The organism is Paenibacillus sp., assembly GCF_031177825.1.
Classification (GTDB): domain Bacteria; phylum Bacillota; class Bacilli; order Paenibacillales; family YIM-B00363; genus Paenibacillus_AE.
Window position 1 is genome coordinate 199,454 of sequence record NZ_JAPSKE010000008.1, and the last position, 16,932, is coordinate 216,385.

Here is a 16,932-nt window from a genome sequence, read left to right on the forward strand (position 1 = left end):
AACGAAGAACGAATTCTCCGTTCGGGGGCGAGCCTCTGTTCGCAAGCCTTCCTTATACGCGTTGCACGACTTTCTTCTCCGCCCATTGCTCGGCGGAAATGTTCGACGCGAGCGTCTCCCAGTATCGCGGCGGCGTGACCGGGCCTCCTCCGGCGAACGAGATGCCGTTCTCGTCGAACCGCAGCGTGCCGTCGAGCTTCGTCTCCTCGAAGCCCATCGCCCTGCGCACGTCGAGCATCTCGGCGATTTGCGCGCGGCGCTTCTCGCTCCAGCCGGGCAGCTCCTTCGCCCATGGCTCCGGCGCGTAGCTGTCCTGATACACCTCTTCGTTTAAATAATGAACATAGAAGATGCGGCGCTGGACGTCGGAGTGGTTATACGACGACCCGTGCGGCGTAGACAAGCAGTGGAACAGCACGTCGCCGGCTTCCATCTCGAGCGGCACCGCGCCGCAATTCGTGTACAAGTCTTCTTCGGACACCTTCTTCAGATCGACGTGCCCGACGAGATGGCGGCCATGAATCGCGTACACGCATCCGTTGTCCGGTCCCGAGTGGTCGAGGTAGATGTCCGTCGTGAAGTTCGGAATGCCGAACGTCTTGTCGCGCGCCTTGGCGCCGTACGGCGGGTCTTGGTGCCAATGCACAGGCGCGCCGGAATGCGGCAGCTTCACGACGAGCGAGTCGTTCCACGGGTAGAAGGAATGGCCGATGATTTGCCCGATGTTTTCCAGCAATTCCTGCTTCACCGTCGCCGCCTTGAAGATGTCTCCGCGGTTCCACATATCCTCCGAACGCCAGTACGTCTCGCTGCCGTCGCGGTTCTTATAGTACCGATGATTCGGCCCCTGCCGCGCAACGCCCTGCGCCTGCACTTCGTCCGCGGCGCGCTGCAGCAGCTCCAGCTCTTTGCCCTTGAACAGCCCTCTCATGATCAAGTAGCCGTTCTGATGGAAGTAATCGATTTGATCTTGCGTCAGCATTCGACCCAGCTCCTTTGTTTGCGATAATGGCGGGATTCCGTTCCGTTGCGTTCATCGTAGCATAGGGCCGGGCCGGCGTTCTTACCCGCGGGCCGACGGAAAGTTGCAATTTTGTTCGCGAAGAAAGTCCGTGTGAACGCCGTGAACAAAATCGCAAATTCGAGCCGGGGGATGGGGAAGTTCGGGGGGAGCCTCTTCTATATACTCAGAGGAAACGGGACGAGAAAAGGAGTTATGCACATGCATTATCGCGTATTGGGAAAATCGGGCCTTCGCATCTCGGAAGTCGGATTCGGCGCGTGGGGAATCGGGAAGACGAGCTGGGTCGGAGCGGAGGACGACGAGTCGCTGCGCTCGCTCCACCTCGCCATCGATCTCGGCCTCAACTTCATCGACACGGCGATGGGCTACGGCAACGGACACAGCGAACGTCTCGTCGGAGAGGTCGTCAAGTCGCGCAGCGAGGACATTTATGTCGCGACGAAGGTGTCGCCGATGAACCTGAAGTGGCCCGCGCCGGCCGGCACGGCCGTTCAGGACGCGTTCAAGAAGGAGCATATGATCGCTTGCGCGGAGAACAGCTTGCGCAATCTCGGAACGGAGACGATCGACCTGCTGCAGACGCATGTGTGGCTTGACGATTGGGCGGACCAAGGCGACTGGCTGGAGGGCGTCGAACGGCTGAAGGAGCAGGGCAAGATTCGCGCGTTCGGCATCTCGATCAACGATCATGACGCGGACAACGCGCTGCAAGCGATCCGTTCGGGCGTCGTAGACGCGGTGCAGTTCATCTACAACGTGTTCGATCAAGCCCCGGAGGAAAAGCTTCTGCCGCTCTGCATGGAGATGAACGTCGGCACGATCGTGCGGGTGCCGCTCGACGAAGGCGGGCTGACGGGCGATGTGCGGCCGGACACGACGTTCCCCGAGGGCGACTTCCGGAACGGCTACTTCCGGGACGACCGGAAGCGGGAGGTGTTCGAGCGCGTGACGGCCATCGCCGACGATCTCGGGGTCGAGCTCGAACGGATGCCGGAGATCGCCTTGCGCTTCATCCTGTCGCACCCGGGCGTCTCGACCGTCATTCCGGGCATGCTTCGCCGGCGCGAGGTCGAGATGAACTGCGCGCTGGGCGACGGCCGAGGGTTGCCGGAAGAGCAGGTTCGGAAGCTTAAGAAGCACGCTTGGCTGCGAAACTTCTATAAATAAGGGGAGCTGCTAGAGGCCTATGAAAACGAAGGTGCGTTGGGCGGAGCTGCTGCCCCGAGAGTTTCGCGAACGGCTCGCGGCGCGGCCGCTCGCGTATTTGCCGCTCGGCATCTGCGAGCCGCACGGGCAAATCGCCGCGTACGGGCTCGATTCGATCAAGGCGGACTATGTATGCGAGGAAGCCGCGCGGCGGTACGGCGGCATCGTCGCGCCGACGCTGGGTTATCAAATTCACGAGGCGGGCTATCACGCGTCGTGGCTCGTCTCCGAGGTCGGGGAAGGGGAGGCGCCGATGACCGGCGTTCCGCCTCAGGCGCTGCTGTACTTCTTCCTGTACCAGCTGCGCGCGTTCGTCAACGCCGGGTTTCGCGCCGTCGTCGTCGTCACCGGGCACAGCGGCGGCAACCAAGCCGACCTGCGGCTCGCGGCGGACGCGTTCCGGCGGCGGGCCGGGATACCGATGTGGGTCGGCAGCGATCCGGAGCTGGTCGAAGGGATGTATGCCGGCGATCATGCGGGCAAATACGAAATTTCGCAGCTGATGGCGCTGCGGCCGGACCTCGTCGACTTCTCGCTGCGCCGCCTCGAGCAGGAGCCGGACGCCGGCGGGCGGCTCGCGCTCGGCGCGGACGCCGAGGAGGCGTCGGCGGAGCTCGGCGAGCGCATTCTCGAGTCGTCGCTCGCGCGGCTCGGCGGCATCGTCGAGACGCTGGCGGCCGAGGCACCCCGCTCGCCGCTCGGCCCGATCTCGTACGCGCCGGTCGAGGACGCCTGGGCCGAAACGCTCGCCGCGAAGGCGTCATGGCGCACCGCGTCGCCTTACCCGGGGCAACGCGTCGTTCCCGAGGGGTCGCGGTGGAAGCCGTACGAATATTTATGAGGAGGAACCTTGCGCGATGAAAGTGACAGATGTGATGGCAACCCCGGAAGCGCTCGTGTTAACGACGACGTCGGGCCGCATGAAGATCGAACCGTACGCGCCGTCGATCCTTCGCGTCGTCTACACGCAGGAGGAGGCGTTCGGCGCGAAGACGAGCCTCGCCGTGGTGCCCGACGCGAAGCAAGATACGGCTTGGTCGTATACGGAGACGGACGACGCGGTCGAGCTCCGGACGTCGGAGCTGGCGCTCACGGTGACGAAGGCGACCGGCGCCTTCGCTTACCGCGACGCGGCCGGGCGGCTGCTGACGCAGGAACCGGCGCGCGGCGGGAAGACGCTCGTCGCCGCCGAGGCGGCCGTGAACGTCTACGACGAGTCGGCCGAGGTGGCGACGACGATGTCGGTCGACGGCATGCGCGCCCAAGCGGCGGAAGCGAAGGAGACGATTCGGCGAAGGGCGTTCCATACGAAGCTCGAATTCGAATGGAGCGAAGGGGAAGCGCTGTACGGCCTCGGCTCGCACGAGGAAGGCGTCATGAACCTTCGCGGCTCATTTCAATATTTGTACCAGCAAAATATGAAAGCGGTCGTGCCCGTGCTCGTTTCTACGAACGGGTATGGCGTCCTGTTCGACAGTTACGGGCTGATGATTTTCCGCGACGACGCGCACGGCTCCTACGTGTGGACCGAGGTCGACGACGAGATGGACTTTTATTTCATCCACGGTCCGGCGCTCGACCGCGTCGTCGCGGGGTACCGCCGGCTGACCGGCGCCGCCCCGCTGCTGCCCCGCTGGGCGTACGGATATGCGCAGTCGAAGGAACGGTACAAGTCGCAGGCGGAGCTGATCGAGGTCGTCCGGGAATACCGGGAGCGACGCATCCCGCTCGATCTCATCATCCTCGATTGGTGCTCATGGACGGGCAATCTATGGGGACAGAAGTCGTTCGATCCGGAGCGGTTCCCGGACCCGACGGCGATGACGGAGACGCTGCACGCGATGCACGCGCGCCTGATGGTGTCGATCTGGCCGATCATGAACAACGACGGTCCGAACCATCTGGAGATGAAACGCGAGAAGGCGCTGCTCGGCAATCAGGCGACGTACGACGCCTTCAGCGAGAAGGCGCGCGCGCTGTACTGGAAGCAGGCGAAGGAAGGATTGTTCGACCACGGCGTCGACGCCTGGTGGTGCGACTGCACCGAGCCGTTCGAAGCCGATTGGAACGGCTCGGTGCGGCTCGAGCCGGAGCAGCGGCTGCTCGTCAATACCGGTCAGTCCAAGAAATACTTGGACCCCGAATATATTAACGCGTACTCGCTGCAGCATTCGAAGGGCATCTACGAAGGGCAACGGGCGGTTACGCCCGCGAAGCGAGTCGTCAATCTGACGCGGTCGTCGTATTCGGGCCAGCAGCGGTACGCGGCGATCACCTGGTCCGGGGACACGGCGGCGAAGTGGGAGACGCTGCGCCGGCAAATTCCGGCGGGGCTCAACTTCGTCGCGACGGGCGCGCCGTATTGGACGTCGGACATCGGCGCGTTCTTCGTCGCGAAGAAGGAGCAGTGGTTCTGGGACGGCGACTACGACGCCGGCTGCGAGGATCCGGCGTATCGGGAGCTGTATTTGCGCTGGTTCCAATACGGCGCGTTCCTGCCGATGTTCCGCTCGCACGGCACGGACACGCCGCGGGAGGTGTGGCGCTTCGGCGAACCGGGAGAGACGATCTACGAGACGCTCGTTCGGTTCGTCCGGCTGCGGTATCGGCTGCTGCCGTACATTTATTCGCTGGCGGGCGCCGTGACGCATGAGCACGGCACGATGATGCGGCCGCTCGCGTTCGACTTCCCGGCGGATCCGGTCGTGCGCGGCATCGACGACCAGTATGCGTTCGGACCGGCGCTGCTCGTCTGCCCGATCGTCTCGCCTTCCGTCGGCGGGCGTTCGACGCGGCGGGTATACTTGCCGGCCGGCACGGATTGGTATGACTTCTGGACGGGCGAGCGGCATGCGGGAGGCTCCTGGCTTACGGCGGACTGCGGGCTCGAGACGATTCCGCTGTACGTGCGCGCCGGTTCGGTGCTGCCGATCGGACCGGACGTGCAATGGAGCGGCGAGGCGCTCGACGCGCCTTGGGACGTGCTCGTCTATCCGGGGGCGGACGGCGGCTTTACGCTGTACGAGGACGAAGGCGACGGCTACGGCTACGAGCGCGGCGCCTTCGCGCGGACGTCCGTCGTTTGGGGCGACGCGTCGCGGCGGCTGCGGTTCGGCGCGAGAGAAGGCGCGCCGTTCCCGGGGGATGCGGGCCGGCGCACGTACCGGGTCCGGTTCGCGGACGGCGGATTCGAAGCGTCGCTCGCCGCCGGCGCGGCAATCGTCGAGCACGCGGGCGGCGCGCTCGAGCTTACTCTATAAGAGGAGGAACGGGCGTTTCGCCGGACTACGCATGCTCCATTTCGAGATGGAGGTAGAGCTGCTGCAAGCGGTGCTCGGTCGGTCGAATATCGATTGACGACTTGCCGAAGGCATGCGCGCGCGCCCGCCGGAGACGACGAAAATTGTCGTCCCCGGCGGGCGTTTTTTATGCTTTAATGTTTCTAGAGCATAGAATCGAGATTCGAAGGGAGCTGGAGGAATGATAGGGAAAAGAGACCTCGCCGCGGAAATCGCCGCGACGACGGTGCCGGACGGCGCCTTGGCGATCTGGTCGCTCGGCCAATGCGGGTACATCTTCAAGAGCTCGCGCTGCACGATCGGAATCGACTTATATATATCGGATTGGGTGCACGAACTCGCCGGTGAGCCATGGTCGCGACTCGCGCCGCCGCCGGTGGCGCCGGAGGCGCTGCCGCCGCTGGACGCGGTGCTGTGCTCGCACCATCACGAGGACCATATGGACAAGCGATCGCTCGTCCCGCTGCGCCTGAAGGACGGCGCGCCGCTCGTCGCGCCGCGGGCGCATCTGCCGCTCCTTCGGGAATGGGGGTTCGACGACGCGCGCCTCGGCGGCATGAACCATGGGGAGACGCTGCGCCTTGCGGGCGTCGAGATCAAGGCGTTCGCGGCGAAGCATGACGAGTTCGAGCGGGACGCCGACGGCAATCACTTCTATCTCGGCTACGTGCTCCGCTTCGGGGACGTCGTCGTCTACCACGCGGGCGACACGGTCGGCTTCCCCGAGCTGCCGCAATGGATCGGCGCGGAGAACGTCGACGCGGCGTTCCTGCCGATCAACGGCAGAGACTATAAGCGTACCGCCGCGGGCATCGTCGGCAACATGAACTATCGCGAGGCGGCGGATCTCGCCCATGACATCGGCGCGCGCCTCGCGCTGCCGATGCATTACGGCGTATTCAAGCACAACGACGAAAACCCGGCGTATTTCGCGGATTACGCGTATCAGACGTACCCCGAGCTGGCGTTCCACCTGATGCGAATGGGCGAACGGTTCGTATTTTTTAAATAATCGCGCGGGTTGCTCCTTCTTTTGTTGTTAAACATCCAGAAAATCGATAAAATATAATAAGCTACAACAATGAACGACAACGAATGGGGGGCCCGCCGTGTTTCGAGTCATGATCGTCGAGGACGAGATGCTCGTCCGCCTCGGGTTGAAAAATTCGGTCGACTGGAAGAAGTTCGACATGGAGGTCGTCGCGGACTTCCCCGACGGGCAAGCGGCCTGGGAGTATTACCAACGGGAGAAGCCCGACGTCGTCATCACGGACATCCGGATGCCGAAGATGGACGGCATGGAACTGATCGCGAACGTGCGCGGACGGGACAAGGGCACGCGCCTCGTCGTCCTGTCCTGCTTGGAGGAGTTCGAGCTGGCGCGCAAGGCGATGACGTACGGCGTATCCAGCTATATATTGAAGCTGACGATGACCGAGGAGGAAATCGAGACGGTGCTCGAGGGCGTCCGAAGAGAGCTGCTCGAGCAGGGCGGACGAGGGACTTCCGAGGAAAGGCGGCTTCCGTCGCAAAACATGGATTTGCTGAAGGAGCAGATGCTGAAAGACTTCCTGTTCTATAATATCTTCTCCGCGGACGAGTTCGAGTCGTTCGCGCTGCGACACGGGCTGCGGCTGTCGCCGGCGCGACTGGTCGCCTGCCTGATGGAGGTCGACCGATACCCCCGGCTGAAGGAGAAGTTCCGGGACGAGCACGGCCATCTGATCAAGATGACGCTCCTGAACATCTTGAACGAGATCGCCGCCGTCCATAAGCGCGGGGAAGCGTTCCACATCGACGAGACGCGGTACGCGATCGTGCTTTCGTTCGAAGACATGCATTCGGAGCAGGCGATCGTTCAGGAAACCCGCGGACTTCTGCTCCATGTGCAGGAGGTGATCCGCACCTACTTCAACGGCTCCGTCTCGTTCGGGATCAGCGGCATTCAGAACGGCTACAAGTCGCTGCCGAAGCTGTACGCGGAAGCGTCTCGAGCGCTCGAGCGCAAGTTTCTGTCCGGCCCCGGACAACTGCACGACGGGAGAGGGGCGGTCGACCCGACGGCGGCGCGCGAGACGTTGGCCGCCATGCGCGAAGCGCCGGAACTGCGCGCGCTGCTCTCTCCGATGAAGCAGAAGGAGTACGACCATTACATGGATTCGTTCGACAACGCCCTCGGCGAGGATCGGAAGTCGGTCGAAATTTTGCTGTTCCAATTCGTCCAGTGGGTCAGCACGAACGTGTACGACGATAATCAGAACGAATTGACGCTGCTCGTCTCGGTGACCGATAAGCTGGAGAATAGCGACAACCTGCCCGACATGCTCGAACAGACGCTCGTTTACCTGTCGGACATCGCGGAGAAGGCGCGCAGCCAGCTGAACATGAGCGGGGAAATTACGAAAGCGCTGCAGTATATCAAGCGGCATTATACCGAAAACATTTCCTTGCAGTCGGTCGCCGATCACGTCGGCCTCAGCCTCAGCTATTTGAGCAATCTCTTCAAGAAGGAACTGCAAATTTCGTTCGTCGACTATCTCAATCGGTACCGGATCGAGCGGGCGAAGGAGCTGCTGACCGGCACGCAGCTGAAGTCGTACGACATCGCGGTGCAGGTCGGATTTTCGCCGGAATATACGTATTTCAGTAAGGTGTTCAAGAAGGTGACGGGCCTGAACCCGAACGAGTATCGGAAGCAATGGGTGGCCGGGGCGCGTGGCGACGCATGAAGCGGCTCCGTTGGTTTCAAAGCCTCCGAACGCAGCTCATCTTGGTCTTCATGGTCATCAGCATCGCGGTGCTCGCGGGAGCGTCGTATTCCATCTATTCGTTCATGCTCGGCATGGTCAAGGATCAGAACGAACGCCTTCTCTTCCAGCAGTTCCAACAGCTCGACCATAACATTCATAATTTGATTTCCGAGGTGGATCGGCTGCAGAAGCTGTTTCTGCAGGACGACGGCATGCAGGAGCTGCTGCTCAACTTAACCGAGAAGAGCGAGCTGGAGTTTTTGAATTATAAAAATATGCTCCACGCCCGCATCACGAGATTCATCGGCAACTATAGCTACGTGCATTCCATCTACGTCACGGCGGAAAACCAGGGCGCGGTCGGCGGCAGCGGCGATACGACGCTCGTGCATCCGGTCGAGGAATGGTCGAAGAGCTTCTTTCAATCAGAGCCGTTCCGCCGCTCGAAGGAGCAATACCCGGGCATCGTCATCGAAGGCAGCTTAACGAAGTCGTTCTTCAACCCGTACATGACGGAGGACAACGACGGCGCCCTCGTGAGCATTCTCCGGGGGACGCGGGCCATATTCGATCCGCGAATCAGCGCGACGCTCATCTTCAACATCGACGAACGATACTTGGCTTCGATTTATTCCGCGTCGCTCGACGCGGACGACGGCGAGATGTTCATCGCGGACGCGGCCGGCCGCATCGTCTCCGCGAGCCGCCAAGACCGCATCGGTTCGATGAGTCCTTACATGCCGCCGGACGGCGCCGACGCCCCGGCGTACGGGAGCCATGAACTCGTCGACGGCAGCGAGCGGGTTCAAATCGTGTACCGCAAGCTGCAGGACACCGGTTGGTACTTAATGAAGGAAATTCCGTTGAACGTGTACTCATCGCAAATTTATACCGTGCAGCGCATGATTTTCCTAGTTTTTCTGCTGAGCTTGATCGTCATCTTGATCGTGTCGTACTTCTGGCTCAACAAGATGATCCGACCGCTGCATCTGCTCTCCGGCAAGATGAAAGACATGAGCCGAGGCGAGCTGGGCGTCACGTTCGACGAAGTGCCCAACAACGAATTCGGCACGGTCATCCGGCGGTTCAACGAGATGTCGCTCAGCATCGTCGACCTGATCAAGAAAAACAACGCGATGCAGGAGCAGAAGCGGGAGCTGGAAATCGAAGCGCTGCAGTACCAGATCAATCCGCACTTCCTGTATAACACGCTCAACAGCATCCGCTGGATGGCTTCGATCATTAAAGCCGATAACATCGTGAGCACGATCGTCGCGCTCGGCAACATCCTGCGGCCCGTCTTCTCGAGCAAGGACCCGATGTGCTCGCTGCGCGACGAAATCAATTATCTGCAGCACTACATCAAGATTATTAATACGCGGTTCGACAACAACGTCGTCTTCGATATCGACATCGACGAATCGGATTTGGCCTGCCGCGTTCCCCGCTTTATTTTACAGCCGCTCGTAGAAAATTCGATCGCGTCGGGGCGGCAGGACGAAGGCCACGTCATTCATATCGCCATTCGGGCGGAGGTCGCGGACGGCGTGCTCGTCATCCGCGTCGCCGACTCGGGCATCGGACTCGAACCCGAACGGATGGAGGCGCTGAATCGGCGGCTCGCGGCCGGCGAGGGCTACGAGTCGTCCGGCGCCGGCAGCGGCATCGGGCTGAACAACGTAAATAAGCGGATCCGGCTGTACTTCGGTCCGCAATACGGCTTGCACTTCGAGGCGAGGGAGAAGGGGGCGGAAGTCGTCATGCGCATCCCGGCGTCGCAAGTCGGAGAATAAAATCGTTCAAGTTTTTCCGGACAGCGCTCGCGCTGTCCTTTTTCGTTCGGAGGAGCGGGCGTTCGAGTTCAAGCGAATCGTTAAATCGTTCAATTCGGCGCGTCGTTGCCCCGGTAAATTTTCAATATAGTCGAAAGATCCTTCATTCGGGGGAATCCGAGGAACCGCTATCATAGAGACAGGTGGAGAGAGAAGAGAGACTGCAAGACAAAGGAGAAGAGCTATGGAAATTACGTACGCAGCGAAAAAACAGAAGTCCGCCAAGAAGTCGAAGCTCTTCCGGAAAGACGGAATCAAGCTGTTGCTGATGGCGCTGCCCTTCGTGGCGATCGCCTTCGCCTTCAGTTACGTGCCGCTGTTCGGTTGGATCTACGCCTTTTTCGACTATCGTCCGGGCATTCCGCTCAGCCGGTCGGAGTTTATCGGTTTGGAAAATTTCGCGGCCATGCTAACGGATCCCCGCATGGGTCCCGTACTGATCAACACGCTGGCGCTCAGCTTGCTGTCGATCGCGACGGCGCCGATCCCGATGCTGTTCGCGATCATGGTGTCCGAGGTGAAAAACGAATGGTTCAAGCGGATCGTGCAGACGACCTCGACGCTGCCTCATTATATTAGCTGGATCATCGTATATTCCCTCGCGTTCAGCATGTTCAGCACGGAAGGGGCCGTGAACGGGATCCTGTTCAAGCTGGGGCTGAGCGATACGCCGGTCAACGTCCTCGGGAACTACGAACGGGTATGGACCGTACAGACGCTTCTCTTGCTGTGGAAGGGCGTCGGCTGGAGCGCCATCATCTACTTGGCCGCGATCGTCAGCATCGACAGCGAGCAGTACGACGCTGCGCGCGTCGACGGCGCGGGCCGGCTTCGCACGATCTGGCACATTACGCTGCCGAGCATTATGCCGACCTTCATCGTCCTGCTGCTGCTGTCGATCAGCAATCTGCTGTCCGCCGGCTTCGAGCAATATCTCGTCTTCAGCAACGTGATGGTCGCCGACCGGATCGAAGTGCTCGATCTGTACGTATACCGGCTCGGTCTCGTTACCGGCGATTATTCATACTCCACGGCCGTAGGCATTTTCAAGTCGGTCATCAGCATCATTTTGTTGTTCAGCGTCAACTTTATGTCTAAGAAAATCCGCGGGCAAGGTATCGTATAAGCCGCCGGGAAGGGAGTCTCGCCATGAGCATGCAAGCCAACGCGTCGGCGGTTCGCCGCAAGCGGCCTATTCAACTGAAGGATCTTACGTTCGATACGATCAACTATTTGGTTCTCGCGTTGCTCGTCATCGTCACGATCTATCCGTTCTACTATATCTTCATCTACTCGATCAGCGACTCGATCGAAGCCCAGAAGGGCGTGTACCTCTGGCCGGCGGGTTTCTCGCTGGAGGCGTACCGGACGACGATCGGCCTCCCGGGCATCGCGGACTCCGCGATCGTCTCGCTGTCGAGAACCGTGCTCGGAACGATCGTTACCGTATTTTGCTGCTCCTTCTTCGCGTACCTGATCACGAAGGACGAGATGCCGTTCCGGAAGTACATCTACCGATTCGTGCTCGTCACGATGTATTTCAACGCCGGGTTCATTCCTTGGTATTTGACGATGAAGGCGTACGGCTTCCAGAACAACTTCTTGCTCTACATCATTCCGTCCGCGCTCTCGGCCTTCAACGTCATCTTGATCAAGACGTTCATCGAACAGCTGCCGGCCTCGCTCGAGGAATCGGCGAAGATCGACGGCGCGGGGTATTTCAAAATTTACACGAGCGTCATCTTCCCGCTGTCGATGCCGATCATCGCGACGATCGCCGTGTTCGCCGCCGTCGGGCAGTGGAACACTTGGTTCGATAACTTCTTTCTCGTGGAAAACCCGAAACTGCAGACGCTGCAGCTCGTGCTCTATAATTTCCTGAACCAATCCAGCAACTTGTCCAACATGACGACGGAACAGCTGAACCGCGGCGACTTGGTTCGTACGCTGACGCCGCAGTCGATCCGCATGACGATCACGATGCTCGTCACGCTGCCGATCGTGCTCGTGTATCCGCTGCTGCAGCGGTACTTCGTCAAGGGCATCATGCTCGGCGCCGTTAAGGGCTAAGCGACGGATTATCCGGCCGACGGCCGATAATTATAGATCCTTATTCGATGTGGGAGGGGTAAAGCAATGAAAAAGAAAGGGACTTGGAAGCTTGCGATCATGATGACGATGATCCTGGCGCTGGTGCTGTCGGCTTGCTCCGGCGGCGGCTCCAATAACGCGACGGACAACGAAGGAACCGGCGACGCGGGCCAAACGGCCGAAGGCGGTACGGAACCCGAGGCGGCGAACGAGGAACCGAAGGAGCTCGTCACCTTGCGCGTCCTCGTCATGGAGCCGGGCACGAAGTGGAACTCGGTGCAGCAGGACAGCGTGATCGCGAAGGAACTCGCGGAGAAGCTCGGCGTGAAGATCGAATACGTCGAAGCGGACGAAAATAAATTCAACGTACTTCTCGCCGGCGGCGAGCTGCCGGACATCGTTCGCGCGGACCCGAACAAATTCCAGAAGCAGCTCATCGAAGGCAATTTGATCATCCCGATGGACGATCTGCTGGCGAGTCACGGGAAAGATATTACCGCGAACATCGGCACGGTCGTGGAATACGGCAAGAAAAACTGGAGCAACGGCACGGGCAAGGCGTATTTCTTGCCGCCGCAAGTGCAGCCGAAGCCGGGGCAATCCGTCGCTCCGATTACGATCGGCGCAACGATTCGCTGGGATTGGTACAAGGAAATCGGCGCGCCGCCGATGGACACGATGGATCAGATGCTGGACGCCGTCGAGCAAATCGTGAAGAACCATCCGAAGACCGACGAAGGCAAGCCGGTGTACGGCGTATCGATGTGGCAGGACTGGGGCCTCTGGCCGTACACGATTACGCCGCTCGTCTTCACGAAGTCGTCCGGCGCGACGAGCGACCTGACGGCGGCGCAAGTCGGCGATCATAACTTCATCAGCGTGCTGACGGACGAAACGTCCAACTTCTGGGTCGCGATGGACTTCTTCAACAAGGCGCACCGCAGAGGCTTGCTCGATCCGGACTCCCTCACGATGAAGAACAACGACTATATGGCGAAAGCGACGGCAGGCCAAATCGTCGTCGGTCCGGCGACTTGGGCGATGGGCGACTTCAACGCGCAGCATCCGGAAGGCGACCAGGGGTATATCGTCGTTCCGGCCGGCAAGCTCGCTTGGACGGGCGGCGTCAACCCGCTCGGTTGGGTGGATAAGTCGTATTCGATCTCGAAGAGCTCGAAGAACCCGGAGAAAGCAATGGAATTCTTGAACTATATCTTCTCTTACGAAGGCGCAAGAACGATGTACAACGGTGTGGAAGGGACGCATTGGAACATGGTGAACGGCGTTCCGACGCTGACGGAAGAGACGCTCGCGCTCAAGTCGGCGGGCGGTACGGAATTCGAGAAGACGGGCTTGTCGCTCGACCGCAACATCATCGGTCTCGGCGGCGATCTCGTCAACCCGAACGACGGCCAACCGGTCAATCTGTTCAACGCCGGCGAGGCGCTCTCCAAGGCGGCGACCCCGCTGGAGAAAGATTTCGCCGCCCATTACGGCGCGACGTACTCGGGCGAAGTGTTCGAGAAGCTGATCGAAGAAGGCAAGCTCGACACGTTCACGACGTGGATGAACGGCATGTCCGACGACGAAATCTTAAAGCGCAACACGGTTCCGGGCGTCACGCTCGCCGAGGAGCACAAGAAGACGGAAGCCGCTTTGAAGGAGCTTGCAGCGCGTCAAGCGGCCAAGATCATCCTCTCGAAGTCGGAAGAAGAGTTCCAAAAGAACAAAGAGGAAGCGATTAAGGCATTCAAGGACGGCGGCGCCGAAGAGTTCACGAAGTTCTACAACGACGAAGTCAAGAGACTGCGCGCGGAGCACGGATTGTAATCCAATCGAATACGCATAAAGACAACGAGCCAAAGCCGAAACCGACTTTGGCTCGTTCCTTATTTCGGCGGGAAGGAGGTGGTGGCCGGAGGGAAAGCTTGTGCCGGAACGATTCGCAGGCGGCACGACACCATTTTCCGGAGAAGGAGCGATGGTTTGATGTTTGGATGGAAGAGGAAGAAGAAAGCGATCCTGGCGGCGGCGCTGTTCGCGCTCGTCTTCGCCTCGTTGTCGTTCGGGGATCGGCAGGAGGCGCAAGCGGCGAATCACACGGTGACGGTGTACCCGAATACGGTCGTTCAAAGCGATTTTCTGGGCGTCGGCGTCAACGTCATCCCTGCCGCGCTGATGCAGGCGAGCCTTGCGCAAGGCTATACGGAAGCGCATTGGGAGATGGATCGCAAGCGGATTCTCGCGTTCAAGCCCAAGGTGGCGCGCGTCTGGTTCCAGATCGACTGGATGGAGAAGACGAAGGGCGTCTACGATTGGGAAAGCGCGGAAATGAAAGCGCTCTACAAATATCTCGACGCCTTCCAAGCCGCCGGCACCGAGATCGAATTCAATATGGGCTGGAAGGTCGGTTCGAGCGTTCACAGCTGGTTCAACCTGCCCGGCTTGACGACGGAGCAGCTGTATATCAGCGCTCCGAAAGACTTGGACGCCTACGCCGCCTCTACGTCCGCGGTTCTGCACGAGCTGATCGTGGACCGCGGGTATGGCAACATCAAGTATCTTACTTTCTACAACGAACCGAACGGGAGTTGGGATTTCGCTTCGCCGGGGTACGACGAGAAGGCGTATTACGCGTCCATGGTGCAGAAGGCGAGCCAGCGGTTGGCTCAAGACGGGCTGCGGCATCTGGTGCAAATATGGGCGCCGGAGGAAGTACGGGCGGGCTCGACCGGGCCGGATTGGACGGCGTACATGAAAACCAATGTCGACGCGCACGTCGACGGCTACAGCTTCCACGTCTACGGCGTTCCTTATGCGGACCTCGGCGCCGAGATCGACCTGCGGCAGAACGTCGTCGGGGCCGACCCCGTCCATCTGACGGAATTCGGGTGGGCGAGCGACGATGCGAGCGGATGGGATTCGGGGTACGCCAATACCGTGATCCGCGTCGCGAACGACGGCGTCAAGTCGGCGCTCGTCTGGCAGATGAACGGCGTCTGGACGCATGATCCGGCCGGCAGCGTCAACGGCAATTACACGATGTGGGACTCGCTTGTTCTCGGCCTGACGCCGAAGAAGGCGTATTATTCGGCCGGTCTGCTGCAGCGGTATATTCCCGCGCACAGCGCGGTCGTCGCGGTGAACACGGGAACGCCCGACCTGCGGGCCGCTGCGTTCAAGACGAGCGACGGTCATTATACGATTCTCTTGGAAAGCAAAGCGGGCACGGCGAAAAACGTAACGTTCGGCTTCAACGGCGTCCATGTCGGCAAGACGTTCCGGAAGTTCGTCTACCAGGATTCGGTGACGCGGACCGGGAACGCGCTGCTGCCGCGGGCGACGGGCAGCTTCTCCGCGGGGGCGTCGTTCAACGACTCGAGCGTCGACGCGAACTACAACGTAATCGTCTACACGACGCTGCCGCCGCAGACGCAGGTCGAGGTGACGCCGGTCGAAGCGACGGTGCAGTCGGGGCAGTCGGTGCAGCTGTCGGCGACCGTCATCGACAGCGCCGTCGGAGGCGTCTCTTGGAGCGTCGTCGGCAGCGGCAACGGAACGGTTAGCGCGAGCGGACTTTACACGGCTCCGTCCGCGACGTCCGAACGGTACGTCGCCGTGAAGGCGGCCAACGGGTCGGATCCGTCCGCGTACGGCATCGCGCTGCTGAAGTTGACGCCCGGCGCCTCCGGTCCTGCGTTCGCGAACGCCGGCTTCGAGACGCCGCCGACGTCGAATTCGATCATCGGTCCGGCGACGCACGGCTGGACGTTCGCTTCGCGGGCGGGCATTCAGCGTAACGGAAGCAACCTCGGCGTGACGGACGCGCCGGAAGGCGTGCAGACGGCGTATTTGAAAACCGACGGCGGGGTGGCGGGACAGTTCCAACAGACGATTCATTTCCCCGCAGGCACGTACCGCATCGGCTTCCAAGCGGCCAAGCGAACCAGCTTCGGCGGAACGCAGACGTTCGACGTCTACTTCGACAATACGAAGATCGGCTCGTACGCGCCGACGCTGGGCACGTTTACGTCCTATGCGACCGACGCGTTCACGGCGACGGCCGGCAGTCATACGGTCAAGTTCGTCGCGACGACGACGGCGGGGGACAACACAGCGGTGATCGACGCGGTGACGATTGAACCGGCTTCCCCGCCGCCGACTTTCGCGAACGCGGGCTTCGAGACGCCTACGACGACGAATTCGGTGTTCGGTCCGGCGACGTACGGCTGGACGTTCAATTCGAGGGCGGGCATTCAGCATAACGGCAGCAATCTCGGCGTCGCCGACGCGCCGGAAGGCGTGCAGACCGGATATTTGAAAACGGACGGCGGGGTATCCGGGGAGTTCTATCAATCGGCGACCTTCGCGGCCGGGACGTACCGCATCGCATTTCAAGCGGCGAAGCGGACCAGCTTCGGGGGAACGCAGTCGTTCGACGTCTACTTCGATAATACGAAGGTCGGTTCGTTCGCGCCGACGTTAGGAACCTTCGCCTCGCATACGACGAATTCCTTCGCCGCGTCCGCCGGCAGCCATACGGTGAAGTTCGTCGCGACGACGACGACGGGGGACAACACCGCGGTCATCGACGACGTGAACATCGAAGTCGTGCCTTGATTCCGACATGGCGGCGCGAACTTGTTCAACCCGACGACAAGATTTTTCAACCCGGGTCGCGCCGCCATCGGTAAACATTTCAATTGATTCCTAAAAATATTCAAACTGAA

The 16,932-nt window shown here is 60.7% G+C and carries 11 protein-coding genes; 10 read left to right on the forward strand and 1 reads right to left on the reverse strand.

The window, feature by feature from the left end:
• Window positions 1-52: 52 nt before the first annotated feature.
• Entirely contained in the window at window positions 53-982 is a 930-nt protein-coding gene (locus RIN49_RS12520) for a phytanoyl-CoA dioxygenase family protein (protein ID WP_309120501.1), read from the reverse strand.
• A gap of 240 nt (window positions 983-1,222) precedes the next feature.
• Here RIN49_RS12520 and RIN49_RS12525 point away from each other — a divergent pair, with 240 nt between their 5' ends.
• From RIN49_RS12525 to RIN49_RS12570, 10 genes are all read left to right on the forward strand, one after another.
• Window positions 1,223-2,191 carry an aldo/keto reductase gene (locus RIN49_RS12525; RefSeq protein ID WP_309120502.1) on the forward strand — a complete coding sequence of 323 codons (969 nt, stop codon included), beginning with the start codon at window positions 1,223-1,225 and terminating at the stop codon, window positions 2,189-2,191.
• A gap of 19 nt (window positions 2,192-2,210) precedes the next feature.
• On the forward strand, window positions 2,211-3,071 hold the full coding sequence (locus tag RIN49_RS12530) for a creatininase family protein (protein ID WP_309120503.1): 861 nt from the start codon (window positions 2,211-2,213) through the stop codon (window positions 3,069-3,071).
• A gap of 16 nt (window positions 3,072-3,087) precedes the next feature.
• A complete protein-coding gene (locus RIN49_RS12535; protein ID WP_309120504.1) occupies window positions 3,088-5,490 on the forward strand; it encodes a glycoside hydrolase family 31 protein in 2,403 nt (800 codons plus the stop codon).
• Window positions 5,491-5,710: 220 nt separating this feature from the next.
• Window positions 5,711-6,541, forward strand: a complete 831-nt coding sequence (locus tag RIN49_RS12540; protein WP_309120505.1) for an MBL fold metallo-hydrolase — start codon at window positions 5,711-5,713, stop codon at window positions 6,539-6,541.
• A 97-nt stretch (window positions 6,542-6,638) separates the two neighbouring features.
• Complete coding sequence (locus RIN49_RS12545; RefSeq protein WP_309120506.1) at window positions 6,639-8,258, forward strand: response regulator; 1,620 nt, start codon at window positions 6,639-6,641, stop codon at window positions 8,256-8,258.
• On the forward strand, window positions 8,255-10,072 hold the full coding sequence (locus RIN49_RS12550) for a cache domain-containing sensor histidine kinase (protein WP_309120507.1): 1,818 nt from the start codon (window positions 8,255-8,257) through the stop codon (window positions 10,070-10,072). Before RIN49_RS12545 ends, RIN49_RS12550 begins: the two co-directional genes overlap by 4 nt.
• Window positions 10,073-10,295: 223 nt before the next feature.
• Window positions 10,296-11,237 (forward strand): ABC transporter permease, encoded by a 942-nt coding sequence (locus RIN49_RS12555; RefSeq protein ID WP_309120508.1) that lies wholly within the window; start codon window positions 10,296-10,298, stop codon window positions 11,235-11,237.
• A 23-nt stretch (window positions 11,238-11,260) separates the two neighbouring features.
• Complete coding sequence (locus tag RIN49_RS12560; protein WP_309120509.1) at window positions 11,261-12,181, forward strand: carbohydrate ABC transporter permease; 921 nt, start codon at window positions 11,261-11,263, stop codon at window positions 12,179-12,181.
• Window positions 12,182-12,247: 66 nt separating this feature from the next.
• Complete coding sequence (locus RIN49_RS12565) at window positions 12,248-14,032, forward strand: extracellular solute-binding protein (RefSeq protein WP_309120510.1); 1,785 nt, start codon at window positions 12,248-12,250, stop codon at window positions 14,030-14,032.
• A 159-nt stretch (window positions 14,033-14,191) separates the two neighbouring features.
• Complete coding sequence (locus tag RIN49_RS12570) at window positions 14,192-16,822, forward strand: hypothetical protein (protein WP_309120511.1); 2,631 nt, start codon at window positions 14,192-14,194, stop codon at window positions 16,820-16,822.
• The last annotated feature ends 110 nt before the right edge of the window (window positions 16,823-16,932 follow it).